Origin of the sequence: Rhodococcus sp. IEGM 1241, assembly GCF_033142365.1 — a bacterium.
Lineage (GTDB): Bacteria > Actinomycetota > Actinomycetes > Mycobacteriales > Mycobacteriaceae > Rhodococcus_F > Rhodococcus_F erythropolis.
Genome location: NZ_JAWLSE010000006.1, coordinates 250,326 through 262,465 on the forward strand (window position 1 = coordinate 250,326; position 12,140 = coordinate 262,465).

The 12,140-nt window shown below is 62.7% G+C and carries 14 protein-coding genes and 1 tRNA gene; 5 read left to right on the forward strand and 10 right to left on the reverse strand.

What is annotated here, in order from left to right; genetic code table 11:
- From R4P70_RS25345 to R4P70_RS25370, 6 genes are all read right to left on the reverse strand, one after another.
- On the reverse strand, nucleotides 1-283 hold a 283-nt coding region (locus R4P70_RS25345), incomplete at its 3' end, for a hypothetical protein (RefSeq protein ID WP_317832371.1).
- Nucleotides 273-1,547, reverse strand: coding sequence for a hypothetical protein (locus tag R4P70_RS25350; protein ID WP_317832373.1), 1,275 nt, complete (start codon nucleotides 1,545-1,547; stop codon nucleotides 273-275). The genes R4P70_RS25345 and R4P70_RS25350, both read right to left, overlap by 11 nt.
- Complete coding sequence (locus R4P70_RS25355; RefSeq protein WP_019746453.1) at nucleotides 1,544-1,882, reverse strand: hypothetical protein; 339 nt, start codon at nucleotides 1,880-1,882, stop codon at nucleotides 1,544-1,546. The genes R4P70_RS25350 and R4P70_RS25355 overlap by 4 nt, the downstream gene beginning before the upstream one ends.
- Before the next feature lie 62 nt (nucleotides 1,883-1,944).
- Nucleotides 1,945-2,343 (reverse strand): hypothetical protein, encoded by a 399-nt coding sequence (locus tag R4P70_RS25360; protein ID WP_019746452.1) that lies wholly within the window; start codon nucleotides 2,341-2,343, stop codon nucleotides 1,945-1,947.
- 91 nt (nucleotides 2,344-2,434) lie between these two features.
- On the reverse strand, nucleotides 2,435-3,118 hold the full coding sequence (locus tag R4P70_RS25365; RefSeq protein ID WP_029537404.1) for an MspA family porin: 684 nt from the start codon (nucleotides 3,116-3,118) through the stop codon (nucleotides 2,435-2,437).
- A 589-nt stretch (nucleotides 3,119-3,707) separates the two neighbouring features.
- Nucleotides 3,708-4,559 (reverse strand): glycoside hydrolase family 43 protein, encoded by an 852-nt coding sequence (locus tag R4P70_RS25370; protein ID WP_003943973.1) that lies wholly within the window; start codon nucleotides 4,557-4,559, stop codon nucleotides 3,708-3,710.
- 251 nt (nucleotides 4,560-4,810) lie between these two features.
- On the opposite strand from R4P70_RS25370, the gene R4P70_RS25375 reads away from it, so the two are divergent.
- The gene (locus R4P70_RS25375; protein ID WP_070796542.1) at nucleotides 4,811-5,305 is read left to right on the forward strand and encodes a DUF1877 family protein; all 495 of its coding nucleotides are present in this window, start codon (nucleotides 4,811-4,813) and stop codon (nucleotides 5,303-5,305) included.
- Between the two features lie 81 nt (nucleotides 5,306-5,386).
- Here R4P70_RS25375 and R4P70_RS25380 read toward each other — a convergent pair.
- From R4P70_RS25380 to R4P70_RS25390, 3 genes are all read right to left on the reverse strand, one after another.
- Nucleotides 5,387-5,476: transfer RNA gene (locus R4P70_RS25380), tRNA-Ser, on the reverse strand.
- A 50-nt stretch (nucleotides 5,477-5,526) separates the two neighbouring features.
- Complete coding sequence (locus R4P70_RS25385) at nucleotides 5,527-5,952, reverse strand: MarR family winged helix-turn-helix transcriptional regulator (RefSeq protein ID WP_020968140.1); 426 nt, start codon at nucleotides 5,950-5,952, stop codon at nucleotides 5,527-5,529.
- 128 nt (nucleotides 5,953-6,080) lie between these two features.
- The gene (locus tag R4P70_RS25390) at nucleotides 6,081-7,319 is read right to left on the reverse strand and encodes a lactate 2-monooxygenase (RefSeq protein WP_044480920.1); all 1,239 of its coding nucleotides are present in this window, start codon (nucleotides 7,317-7,319) and stop codon (nucleotides 6,081-6,083) included.
- On the opposite strand from R4P70_RS25390, the gene R4P70_RS25395 reads away from it, so the two are divergent.
- Nucleotides 7,318-8,307, forward strand: coding sequence for an NAD(P)H-quinone oxidoreductase (locus R4P70_RS25395; RefSeq protein ID WP_007731765.1), 990 nt, complete (start codon nucleotides 7,318-7,320; stop codon nucleotides 8,305-8,307). The two genes, R4P70_RS25390 and R4P70_RS25395, sit on opposite strands and share 2 nt — an antisense overlap.
- Nucleotides 8,308-8,322: 15 nt before the next feature.
- On the opposite strand, the gene R4P70_RS25400 is transcribed toward R4P70_RS25395, so the two are convergent.
- Nucleotides 8,323-9,525 (reverse strand): cysteine desulfurase-like protein, encoded by a 1,203-nt coding sequence (locus R4P70_RS25400; RefSeq protein WP_007731767.1) that lies wholly within the window; start codon nucleotides 9,523-9,525, stop codon nucleotides 8,323-8,325.
- A gap of 132 nt (nucleotides 9,526-9,657) precedes the next feature.
- Between R4P70_RS25400 and R4P70_RS25405 the strand changes: the two genes are divergently transcribed.
- From R4P70_RS25405 to R4P70_RS25415, 3 genes are all read left to right on the forward strand, one after another.
- Nucleotides 9,658-10,227 carry a bacterial proteasome activator family protein gene (locus tag R4P70_RS25405; RefSeq protein WP_003943894.1) on the forward strand — a complete coding sequence of 190 codons (570 nt, stop codon included), beginning with the start codon at nucleotides 9,658-9,660 and terminating at the stop codon, nucleotides 10,225-10,227.
- A gap of 157 nt (nucleotides 10,228-10,384) precedes the next feature.
- Nucleotides 10,385-11,227 carry an ABC transporter ATP-binding protein gene (locus R4P70_RS25410; RefSeq protein ID WP_269577455.1) on the forward strand — a complete coding sequence of 281 codons (843 nt, stop codon included), beginning with the start codon at nucleotides 10,385-10,387 and terminating at the stop codon, nucleotides 11,225-11,227.
- On the forward strand, nucleotides 11,220-12,107 hold the full coding sequence (locus tag R4P70_RS25415) for a glycosyltransferase family 2 protein (protein WP_166501647.1): 888 nt from the start codon (nucleotides 11,220-11,222) through the stop codon (nucleotides 12,105-12,107). The genes R4P70_RS25410 and R4P70_RS25415 overlap by 8 nt, the downstream gene beginning before the upstream one ends.
- Nucleotides 12,108-12,140: the final 33 nt, after the last annotated feature.

The window sequence follows — 12,140 nt, forward strand, 5'->3', positions numbered from 1 at the left end:
GCTCCTGGGTTTGATCGGCGAGTATCGCGTCGCCGACAGGGTTTCCGGTTCCTGTTTCGGTGATCGGCGGTTCGGAGACCTCGGAGTTAGGGTCACCGGACATGAGCTGGCCGAGGTCTGAATCTGCCGGGTCCGCAGGTTCGGTGGTGTAGTCCCGCCCGCCGATGTTCGAAGTGATCGGCTCCTGGGTTTGATCGGCGAGTATCGCGTCGCCGACAGGGTTTCCGGTTCCTGTTTCGGTGATCGGCGGTTCGGAGGCCTCGGAGTTAGGGTCACCGAGCATGAGCTGCTCGAGGCCTGAATCTGCCGGCTCCGGGGGGGTTGGCGGCGAGGACGTTTTGTGCGTCCCTGCGTGCTTGTTCGCCCTCCGGGGTCATCGGGCCGATGAAGTTCGCCTGCGCTTCGAGCGCAGCACGTTCTTCCGGTGTCAGCTCCGGGTCGGCGAGGATCGGGTAGAGCAGGTTCTCGATACCGGCGGTGTCGACGACCTGAACGAGTTGCCCGTCCCGGATCTCGTAATGCGTCGGAACAGGAGTGCCGTTGGCGTCGTACGCCCACGGGGCATCGATTGTCGAGACCGGATTCCCGTCGGCGTCGAAGACGGTGACCGTGCCATCGGGGTTGACACTCATGTGACCGCCGGGCGGCACCGTCACCGGAATCACGGATTCGTGCGACGACGTTTCGTCGTGGATCAGGAAGAAGAACCGGCTTCCGCCGGTGATCGGATCGAACACCCGCAACGAGGACTGCCCGCCAGGTGCGTACGCAGTCAACGGCGACGCGACAGTCCCGACCGCCTGGGAGAGTACTGATTCGGGCGTGCGGGGGCTGAAAGGTCCCGGCCGCCCGCGCACTCCGATACCCGCAGCGGTGAACGCCGCGGCCCCGACGAGGACCAGTTCGAGATACCTGTCACGGCCCGAGTCCTCCCCGGTTGTGGAAACATCTGCTGCCGGATCCGGAACCGTTTGGGCCGGTGCGATATTCGAATCCGAATCCGAATCCGCGGGGATCGGTCCTGGACCGCGATCGGTGGTGGTTCCCTCACCCGGGGTGGGTGTGGGTGAGGGAACCGCTGATGCCGATGCATTGGGGAATGCACCGACACCAGTTTCCGAGGCCGGGGACTCGGAAGTAATGGGCGGAACCTCGATCGTCGGCACAGGGACGATGGGGGTGCCGTTGTAGGTGGGAAAGTTCGTCGGAGCATTGGCCCCGACATTTGGGCCACCGCCTGGAGCCTGCGCACCGGGGAGCCCGACAGTGGTCGTCGGCGCAGCTGTCGACGTCGTGGACGGCGCACTCAGGCACGGGTTGATGATCTCTGGCGGGATGGGCGCACCAGGTGGCAGCGACGCAATGAGATTCAGGTAGATCTGATGATCACGTGCCCGCACCGCCGCGCAGTCTTCTTCCGGCGTCGCGTTCGCCGGAGCGGCGGAGAGTGCGATTCCCGCACCGATCACTCCGGCCGCTCCGGTCAACAGCGCCCCGGCGGCAAGCACTCCCGCGAGAGTCCGGCGAAGTCGTCTACCGGACTTCACCGGTGCGCACCACGATTGTCACTCTTCTTCGTTCGGAGTAGCGCGATGAGTTTGTCTGCGCCCCACCAGAACAACCGTCCGGAGATCGACATCCACAAGAAGAATGCCAGGTAAACCAGGATCGTCCCGTAGTCGTTCGCCCAGCCGGCGAGCTTCCCGATCACCGCGAATGCCGCGATCAGCAACCCCAGTCCGACTGCGGTGGCGATCACAGCCTTGGAAAGTGGACTGAGTTCGCTGTCCGGATCCCAGTCATCAACGTCTGCAACGTCTTTGCTGTCGACGGCAGCGGGTTCCGTTTGCACACTGCGACGTTCGGCGTTGTTGACGGTCATGGCTGGAACTCCAAACAGGAAGGGAGAGCGGGGACAACGAGTCGCCGGTACTGGGCGCGGTATCAGTTCCAGTACTGGTAGGCCAGGGTGACGTACCCGGCGTTGGCCGGGTTGTTCGGATCAGCCAGGTAGACATCGACGTAGCCACCAGCATGTGCAGCGGCTTCGCCGATCACTACGCGGTCGGGGGCGCTGAGCTTGCCATCGGGGCCGACGGTGAGCGCCGAGCCCGGTGCGAGCTCAATCCACCGCTGCGAGCCTGGAACGATGTCGGAGATGGCGTCCGGGATCGGGCTCGCCGCCAACGCCGCGGTTTCCGCATTCGAGAGCGACAGACCGATCCGACCCTGCTCAGGTTCGACGATCGGAGTTGCAGCAGATGCCACGCCGGCGCCGAGAACACCGATCAGGGCGATACCTGCGCTGAGGGTTCCGGCAGTGGCCAAGGTACGAATCTTCATGATTTCTCCTTTGTGAGCGTGATGAGTAACCACCCCGGGACGGGACGGATCAGGAATTACTCGCCAGCAGCGCCGGCGAAGTCTGCGAGGGTCAGAGCCAGGCGGGATCGGAGTACACGAACAACGTGTTGTCGGACGTCGCCGTCGACACCGACAGTTGTGCGTACGAGCGGATCGTCACCGGCCCCATGCACGCATCAACCTTCACGTGCACGTTCTCTGCCGTGATCGACGCCTTCGACGACTCGAGATCCTTCTTCCCCAACGGAATCGTCGTGATCGTGCCCGGCGCAATCGTCGACTGAATACTCGGATTCACCGACGCATTCACACCCACGTTCGCCGACGGGACACCCGAAATACTCACACCGACAGACGGGCCGAGCGAAAAACCAAGCCCCAAGCCAAGTCCGGAGGAAACATCGATCTGGCAGCCGATCTGCAATCCCTGCTCGACATAACCGGTCTTCACTGCCGAATCGCCCTGACCACCGATCGTGCCGGTCACCTTCGCCGACACGAACCCCTCACGGGTGAACGCCGTCGTCGCCAGATTCGGCACCGGGTTCGCCGACAGTTTCGTGGCGGCAAGATCCAACGACCAACCGTCATCGGTGACAGTGCTCGCGAATTTGTCCGCCAACGCCGTCGGCGTTGCCGATGCACTCCCTGCGAAGACCACACCAGACGACAGCGCGGCAACCGCACACGTCGCGAGCCCCACTGCGACCCTCGATCGACGATGGGATAGGCCGTTTTGCGATTCGAGCGACATGAACTGCTCCTCCACGTGACACAGCAACCAGAGCGGTAGCCGACAACTAACTGAATTGGTTACCGGACGGTACCAATCGTCCTGTTTGCCCGCCAGCGCGCCGACTCCGCCATCTTGGATTTAGGGTGAACTTTCGGTAACAGATATATATCGACAGGCTTATCATCAGCAAAAAGGACCTAGGTCCCACTATGAGCAAGGTCACGGTTTGAAGGTAAGAAGAACCCTCAGAAACGGTGTGGCAAACCGAACTGAACCCACGTTTCGTGGGCCTCAGGGCATTTGAAGGCCGAAAGTGCGGACATCCAGCCAGTGCACGTACTTGAATGTGCAACCAACAGGCACTACTTGGCAATCGATCGCAATCAAGACACCTGAGCGGGGCCTAGGAGCGCAACTCTGCATGGTTCACGCGGAGATGTTCACTTCGTGGTCGGCGCGAACTCGCAAGACCCACTTGCGTCGCACCGTTAGCTTGTCAATCACTGATACGTGCAGACGACGCGCAGAAGTAGTACGCATGTACGAGAAAGGGCTCTGACCAAGACCGCAGTCCTTGATCAGAGCCCTACCAACTCGGAGTCGAAAGTTATGCCGGTTCTCTCATGATGCCGAGATGCCGTGCAGTCCCGGACACCCCAGGAACCTCTTGCACAGGCGACCAGGTGTTCAGCCCGTCCGTGCTGTCGGAGTAGAGATACTTTCCTTCGGTATAGGCGTCGAGATAGATCCGCCAGTCGCCGCTCGGCAACTGAACCACGGCCGGACCTTCGACAAGCGAACCCCAATTCCCGGGCGGGACAAACGAATAAGGTCCCGTCACCGAAGGAGCGACCGCATGCTCGACGACCTTCCTCGTCTCGTTCTTGGTGAACGCATGATAGGTCGATCCGACTTTGACCACGGTGGTGTCGATGTGGTCCGCACCGATCCCGGCGAGCGGAACAGGCGGGCTCCACAACCGGAGCGACGGTTCCAACGCCGTCATCAGATACGGCACAAATCCTCCACCGGTCGACATCGACAGGATGACGTTGACGCGATCGCCGTCCACAAACCATTCAGGCGCCCAGGCCTTGGTGACGAATGGTGACAGCGACGGTCCGTCGCTGAAACCAGCCGAACCCGAGAAGCCCGGGGGGCTCGCAGAACCGGTGCCGTCTCCCGTGCCAGGCATCAAGGCGCAGCAAAACGGAACCGGATAGTTCCCCAGCGGCGTCCAGTTGATGCGGTCGCTGCTGCGTGCGAACCCGATATTCGCCCCACCACCCGTCGTGTAGGTGAGGTAGTACAACCCGTCCGTGTTCCGGAAGATGCTCGGATCACGCACGAGCCCAGATGGCGGCCTGTACGCCGACTGCTGGACGAGCTGAAAGCCGGTGCCGTCGGCCGACTCGTAGACATCCATGTCACGGTCGCTGGCATTGCTGAACGCCACCATTGTGTATTTCCAGTCAGGCGGCGGCGCGGCGCTGCTGGCAGGGGCTGCGACCAGCAACCCCGCGACGACGAGGATCACCAGCGATACAACAGAAAGGCCGGTCCGTTTTGTCGGAATCACCGATGAAGTATGTATGACAGCAGGCCCACCATGGGTAACTTCGGTCGGAGGCAGAGCAGGATCGTTACCTAAGGCGATTCGTCTTGTAGTGACGGCGGGACGCCGGCAAGGTCGGCCGTTAGCATCACGCCATGGAACTTGGGGTGCATTTCGCGCTGTCAGACAGCGTGGCAGCGGAACTTCTGGACGCGCGCGGCGACGACGACAAACTCGGCGCTGTGGTCGAGGATATCGAGGAGACGGGCCGATCCGAGTTCTCGTGCGACACGGACAAGGCGTGGGATCCGATCCTGTGCGCCCTCTCCAGCACGGGGTACGAGCGCGTGTCCGAGAACTGGCCGGCCTACGGCGTGATCTTGGGGGACGAAGACCTCAACACCGACACCGACGACCAACTCGTCACCTACCTGGCACCCGATCGGGTCGCCGAAGTTTCCTCGTACCTGGCGGAAATCACCGAATCCGAGTTCGGCGTGCGCTACGACGCGATGCCGCTCGACGACCGCAACCCGGAGTACGGTCCCGACGAGCGCCGGTACGCCTGGGGCTGGTTGCAGGAAGTGGCGGACTTTTTCCAGCGCGCGGCCCGAGAGAATCACCACGTGGTGTTCGCGGTGCGGTTCTGACGCCCACTACCCGAGCAGTGTGACTCCGAAAACAGTAAAGGCTCTGACCTGGACCGAAGTCCGAGGTCAGAGCCTTTGCTTTGGCGGAAGCGGAGGGATTTGAACCCCCGGTGGGTTTAACGCCACGCTCGCTTTCAAGGCGAGTGCATTCGGCCGCTCTGCCACGCTTCCGTGGGCGATCCTATCGGGTGTTCCCGCGGACCGCGAAAACGGCTCCGACGTCAGCGCTCGCCGATGGCTTTGTCGACCTTCTCGAAGACGTCTGCCAGCACGTCCAGTTCCTGGGGAGTCAGCAGATCGACCAGATTGTTCCGCACTCCGGCCACGTGAGTAGGTGCCGCCTCGGCGAGGCGACGCCTACCCTCTTCCGTGATCCGCGCAAGTACGCCGCGACCATCTTCGACGCAAGTGTCGCGCACGACGATGCCCTGAGATTCCATCCGCCGGATCTGGTGCGTGAGGCGGCTACGCGAAGACAACACGCCGTCTGCCAGGTCACTCATCCGCAACGACCCGTCAGCTGACTCCGAGAGCATGACCAGAATGCGGTAATCGGCCAACGACAGGTCGTGTGAATCCTGCAGTTCGCGGTTGAGAACCTCCATGAGGCGCTGATTACCGTCCATGTAGCCGCGCCATGCACGCATCTCGCATGGCGTCAGCCACGGTGTCTCACCGTGCGCCGCCTGCGAGGTCTCCTCGGTTGTCGCTTCAGCTGTCACAGGTTCCAAGTTTAGACCTGTGTCCGCCCGTCACAGTAAGACTCACCCTAAAGTCACGAATTGGACATCAGGATCGAACGGTCAATTTCGGCGACCGATGCCAGCCCCGCCAGCCCCATGGTGAGATCCAGGTCGGCCAGGAGACTGCGCAATGCATGACGCACTCCGTCCGCTCCGGCCAATCCCAACCCGTACACCCACGGCCGCCCGTACAGCACTGCGTCGGCACCCAAGGCCAGAGCCTTGATTACGTCTGCGCCACAACGAATTCCGGAGTCCATCAGAATGTCCACCTCATGCCCCACCGCATCAGCGACAGGACCGAGAGCATCGAGTGCCGAAATCGACCCGTCGACCTGACGCCCACCATGGTTGCTCACGACAATGCCGTTGGCGCCGGCCGCGACGGCCTCACGTGCGTCGTCGGGATGGACAATTCCCTTCACCGCGATCGGAAGTGTCGTCCACTGGCGAAGTTTCGCGATATCCGCGATCCGCACCGCGTGATTGCCGAACAACGACACCCACGTCAGAACCGCGATCTGCAGGGCTTCTGCACTCTCCTCGGGAGGCGTGGCCAGTTTTGCGCGGAACACCGGATCCGACAGATAGTTGGCAATACCCTTCGCCTGCAGGAACGGGAGGTGACCGAGTTCGAGATCCCTTGGACGCCAACCCATACCGGGAGTGTCGGCAGTCAGGACGATTGCCTTCGCGCCCGCCGTCTCCGCCCGACGGACAAACGACTCCGCAAGTTCGTCGTCGGCCGGCCAGTACAGCTGGTACCACCAGTTCTCGCCGGAGGCCGCCGCTACGTCTTCGATGGTTGAGGATGCCGCCGTCGAGAGAATCGATCCGATCCCCAACTCGGCAGTGACCGAACCGACCGCAACCTCGGCGTCGTCGTGGACCAAGCCGAGCACGCCCACCGGAGCCGTCAGGATCGGTGCAGCCAACCGCGTCCCCAACACCTCGACGCTCAGATCGCGCGCGTCGGGCGCCGCAGTCCCCCGCAACATCCGCGGCACGATCGCATGCTTGTCGAACGCCCGCAGATTCGACACCGCGGTCCGTTCGGTCGACGCGCTACCGGCGATGTACCCGAAAGCCTCTGGTGAGAGTTGCTCGCGCGCGGCATCTTCCAAGCCCGCCGCAGTCATCGGCAAAGCCGGCTTCGCGCCGCTCAGTCCCGTCAGATAGATCTCGTTCTGCATGTTCCCGAAGTAAGTCACGTCCGCGACGGTAGCGGCAAAACACCCGTCAGCGGGGAGATTCGCTAGCGTCGTATCCATGTACGCCATAACGATCGATCAGCCCGGCGGTCCCGAGGTCATGAAATGGGCGCAGCAGCCCGATCCTGAACTACCTCGCGGGCACGTACTCGTCGAGGTCGCCGCGACCGCAGTCAACCGCGCCGACCTGCTCCAACGTCAAGGCTTCTACCCGCCGCCGCCCGGCGCGAGTGACATTCTCGGCCTCGAATGCTCGGGTGTGATCACCGAACTCGGCGAAGACGTCACCGGTTGGTCCGTCGGCGACGAAGTCTGCGCATTGCTGGCCGGCGGTGGCTATGCCGAGAAGGTTGCGGTCCCGGCAACACAACTTCTCCCGGTTCCCGCTGGCGTCGATCTCCGTGTCGCAGCGTCTCTGCCGGAAGTTGCGTGCACGGTGTGGTCCAACGTCGTGATGCGCGGCGGCCTACGACGCGGACAGGTCCTCCTCGTCCATGGCGGTGGCGGCGGAATCGGCACCCACGCCATTCAGGTCGGCAAAGCCCTCGGTGCCCGCGTCGCAGTTACCGCGGGTTCGGAGGACAAATTGAACCGCTGCCGCGAATTGGGCGCGGATATTCTCATCAACTATCGCGACAGCGACTTCGTAGCATCACTCGCCGAAGCCACCGACAACCACGGCGCCGACGTGGTTCTGGACAACATGGGAGCGTCGTACCTCGGGCGCAACGTCGACGCACTCGCCATGGACGGCCACGTCGTGATCATCGGAATGCAGGGTGGTCGCAAGGGCGAGGTCGACATCGCCAAGCTGATGGGAAAGCGCGGAAACATCACGTCGACGGGCCTGCGCGGGCGTCCGCTCACCGGCCCAGGCGGTAAAGCGGACATCGTCGCCGACGTCCGTGCGAAGTTGTGGCCGTTGATCGCCGATGGATCGGTTCAACCGATCGTGTCGACCGAACTTCCGATCACCGAGGCGCCATTAGCCCATCAGTTGCTGGATTCGCCGGAAACCGTAGGCAAGGTCATCCTCACCGTGAAGTGAGCCGAGCGGGATCGATCAGCCCAGGGCGCCGAGTTCGGCGACCAGCTGATTGATCTCGTACCGCGTCGTGTACGGCGCAAGGCCGACGGTGACCGCGCCGCCTTCGTCGTTGACGCCGAGTGCGTCGAGCAGCCTGGAACCACCATGCGTACCGCTGACCGTTGCGATGCGCTTGTCGGCCAGGTGCGCGGCGACCTTGTCTGCCGCCATCCCCTCGAGCGTGAAGCTGAGCGTAGGCACCCGCGTGGGTGCGCCGCCGATCACCATCACGTTGGGCAGGGCTGCGAGAGAACGCATGAGGTGATCGAACAGACCGTCCTGATAGTCCTGCAGCGAGCTGATCGAGGTTTCGAGGCGCTCACGCCTGGTTCCCGTTGCCGATTCGTCCAAGCCCGCCAGGAAATCGATCGACGACGTGAGACCGGACAGCAGCGCGAACTGATGACCGCCCACCTCGAGTCGCTCGGCGCCACGCGCGTACGGGTTGAGCGACACGGCCGGAATTCGGTCGAGCAGTCCGGGATCGCGGAAGACGAGTGCGCCCACCTGTGGACCGCCCCACGACGGCGCGCTGACGGCAACGATGTCCGCCCCGAGATCAGCCATGTCCACATGCGCATATGGCGCTGCACCGACGGCGTCGACCACCATCAGTCCGCCGAATTCGTGCAGACGATCAGCTGCGGCACGGACGTTCGGAGCCGAACCGACGACCGGTGATGCGGCCGTCAAGGCCACCAAGCGAGTGGTCGAGGTGATGAGATCGTTGAACTGCCAACTCGGGAGCTCACACGTTTCAATTTCGACCTCGGCCCATCGAACCTGGGCGCCGTAGCGACTGGCCACACGAAGCCAGGGCGCGACGTTGGCCTCTTCGTCGAGGCGCGAGAGCACGAGACCGGTTCCGAGGCCCAACCGCGAACTCAGCGACTCGGCGAGCCAAGCCAACAACACCGCTCGGTCTGATCCGAGAACGACTCCCGCAGGATCTCCGCCGACCAGATCGGCGACCGCGGTGCGCGCACTCTCGAGAATGGCAGCACTACGACGGTTCGAGACGTGGCGACCGGAGGAAGAAGACGCAGAGGCACGGAACGCGGTGGAGACCGTCCGCGAGACGGCGTCCGGGATCTGCATTCCGGCCTGCGGATCGAGGTGGATCCAGCCGTCACCGAGTGAGGGAATCAACCCCCGTACGCGGGCAACGTCGTAAGCCATGCTCGACACTCTAGGTGCAGACGCCCGCTTAGTCGAAGGCAGTCACCCAATTACCCGTCAGTACAGTTATTCGATAGCTAACTTTTTGGGGGTTACGCGGCGTTTGTCGCCCACACACGACAAGATGGAAGCATGACGAACCCCGACAAAGAGCAGGTACTCGTTATCGGACCCGACGGTCGACCCGTCGCGATGCCGGCGGCCGAGGCAGAGGCCTCCACCTCCGGCACCACCGAAGGCGCGGAATCCGAAGCCGAGTCCGTCGCCGAGATGGTCGAGCAGCCGGCCAAGGTCATGCGAATCGGCACGATGATCAAACAACTCTTGGAGGAAGTGCGCGCCGCGCCGCTCGACGACGCCAGCCGCAAGCGCCTCAAGGACATCCACACCTCGTCCATCCGAGAACTGGAACAGGGCCTGGCACCCGAACTCCGTGAAGAACTCGAGCGACTGAGCCTCCCGTTCACCGACGACTCCATTCCCTCCGACGCCGAACTGCGAATCGCGCAGGCCCAACTCGTCGGCTGGCTCGAAGGACTGTTCCACGGAATTCAAACCGCACTGTTCGCCCAGCAGATGGCAGCGCGCGCTCAGCTCGAACAAATGCGTCAGGGCGCACTGCCTCCCGGCATGAGCATCGGGGCTCCGCATTCGCCTGCGCATCCGGACCAACAGAGCCCAGGAACCGGCCAGTATCTGTAAGGAGCAGCGCTGCGTCCCCAGCTGAAGTCTTCACGGTGTTGCGCCCCGGTAGGCTCGGTGCTCGTGCCCGACTCCGCGAACTGAGCGGATTCAATCCCGGCGACGCCGAACCGGGGAGCCCGCCCAACCAGGCGCTCCACCGGATGCAAGGAGCAGAATGACCGAGAACGTCAGCATCGAAACACGCGGAGCGTGTGTCGACTTCCCGATCTTCGACGCGAAATCGCGTTCGCTGAAAAAGGCGTTCCTCGGTCGTGCAGGCGGCGCAATCGGACGAAACGATTCCGACGTCGTTGTCGTCGAAGCTTTGCGGGACGTGACGTTGTCCTTGAAGGAAGGCGACCGAATCGGACTCGTCGGCCACAACGGTGCAGGCAAATCCACTTTGCTCCGACTGTTGTCCGGGATCTACGAGCCGACTCGCGGATCAGCCGCAATTCGTGGACGCGTAGCCCCTGTCTTCGATCTTGGGGTGGGTATGGATCCCGAGATCTCGGGATACGAGAACATCATCATCCGCGGAATGTTCCTCGGAATGACCCGTAAACAGATGCTCGCGAAAATGGATGAGATCGCAGACTTCACCGAGTTGGGCGACTACCTCTCGATGCCGCTTCGCACCTACTCGACCGGAATGCGGGTCCGAGTGGCACTCGGTGTGGTGACCAGCATCGATCCGGAGATCCTGCTCCTCGACGAAGGCATCGGTGCCGTCGACGCAGAATTCATGAAGAAGGCGCGAACCCGTCTCCAAGACCTCGTCAAACGATCTGGAATCTTGGTTTTCGCGAGCCACTCGAACGAATTTCTGGCGCAACTGTGCGACCGCGCGATGTGGATCGATCACGGAACGGTCAGACAGTCCGGTGGAATCGAAGAAATCGTCCGAGCGTACGAGGGCAACGATGCCGGCGACCACGTCGCTCATGTGATTCGCGAAATGGAACGCGAAGACGCCGCGGCGTCGGCGATTGCCGAAACGAGCTCGGACGATGCCTGAGCGGATAATCGGCGTCGTCGTCACCCATCGGCGTCGTGAACTTCTCGCTTCATCCTTGAAAGTACTCACAACCCAGACGCGCCCACTCGACCACCTCGTCGTCGTCGACAACGCGGACGAATCCGATGTCCGCACGCTCGTGGACGACTGCTCGATCCCCACGACGTACATCGGATCGGCACACAATCTCGGCGGCGCCGGGGGTTTCGCCCTCGGAATGTTGCTGGCATTGTCACTCGGTGCAGACCGAATCTGGCTGGCCGACGACGACGGCCGCCCCGAGGGGCCCGAGGTACTCTCGACGCTTCTCGATTGCGCAATTCGTCACAACCTGGCGGAAGTATCTCCCGTCGTGTGCGACATCTCCGAACCCGACAAGCTGGCCTTCCCGCTACGCCGTGGGGTCGAATGGCGTCGACGACGTAGCGAGCTGGGTGAAGGTGATCTTCTCCCAGGAATCGCGTCCCTCTTCAACGGTGCGCTGTTCACCGCGGAAGCGATCGAGACCGTTGGCGTTCCCGATTTGCGGCTCTTCGTCCGTGGCGACGAGGTCGAGGTCCATCGCCGACTGATCCGTTCCGGACTTCGGTTCGGCACCTGCTTACAGACTGCTTACCTGCACCCTGACGGCGCCGACGAATTCAAACCCATTCTCGGCGGCCGCATGCACACGCAGTACCCGGACAACGAGACCAAGCGTTTCTACACCTATCGCAACCGTGGCTATTTACTCTCGCAACCCGGGATGCGACGGCTCCTTCCACAGGAATGGGTGCGATTCGGTTGGTACTTCCTCATCACCAGGCGTGACGTCTCCGGACTACGCGAGTGGATGAGGTTACGCAAGCTGGGTAGATCCGAACGCTTCTCTCGCATCTGATCGGGCCCGATCGGCGACCGAGTAGGCTTGGCG

What these genes read in the sequence shown, in the direction of transcription:
- R4P70_RS25375 (WP_070796542.1), top strand. Translation starts at nt 4,811, where the DNA reads ATGGAACTTGGGGTGCATTTCGCGCTGTCAGACAGCGTGGCAGCGGAA.
- R4P70_RS25405 (WP_003943894.1), top strand. Translation starts at nt 9,658, where the DNA reads ATGACGAACCCCGACAAAGAGCAGGTACTCGTTATCGGACCCGACGGT.
- R4P70_RS25365 (WP_029537404.1), bottom strand. Translation starts at nt 3,118, where the DNA reads ATGTCGCTCGAATCGCAAAACGGCCTATCCCATCGTCGATCGAGGGTC.
- R4P70_RS25400 (WP_007731767.1), bottom strand. Translation starts at nt 9,525, where the DNA reads ATGGCTTACGACGTTGCCCGCGTACGGGGGTTGATTCCCTCACTCGGT.
- R4P70_RS25370 (WP_003943973.1), bottom strand. Translation starts at nt 4,559, where the DNA reads ATGGTGGCGTTCAGCAATGCCAGCGACCGTGACATGGATGTCTACGAG.
- R4P70_RS25395 (WP_007731765.1), top strand. Translation starts at nt 7,318, where the DNA reads ATGTACGCCATAACGATCGATCAGCCCGGCGGTCCCGAGGTCATGAAA.
- R4P70_RS25390 (WP_044480920.1), bottom strand. Translation starts at nt 7,319, where the DNA reads ATGGATACGACGCTAGCGAATCTCCCCGCTGACGGGTGTTTTGCCGCT.
- R4P70_RS25410 (WP_269577455.1), top strand. Translation starts at nt 10,385, where the DNA reads ATGACCGAGAACGTCAGCATCGAAACACGCGGAGCGTGTGTCGACTTC.
- R4P70_RS25385 (WP_020968140.1), bottom strand. Translation starts at nt 5,952, where the DNA reads ATGCGTGCATGGCGCGGCTACATGGACGGTAATCAGCGCCTCATGGAG.
- R4P70_RS25355 (WP_019746453.1), bottom strand. Translation starts at nt 1,882, where the DNA reads ATGACCGTCAACAACGCCGAACGTCGCAGTGTGCAAACGGAACCCGCT.
- R4P70_RS25360 (WP_019746452.1), bottom strand. Translation starts at nt 2,343, where the DNA reads ATGAAGATTCGTACCTTGGCCACTGCCGGAACCCTCAGCGCAGGTATC.
- R4P70_RS25415 (WP_166501647.1), top strand. Translation starts at nt 11,220, where the DNA reads ATGCCTGAGCGGATAATCGGCGTCGTCGTCACCCATCGGCGTCGTGAA.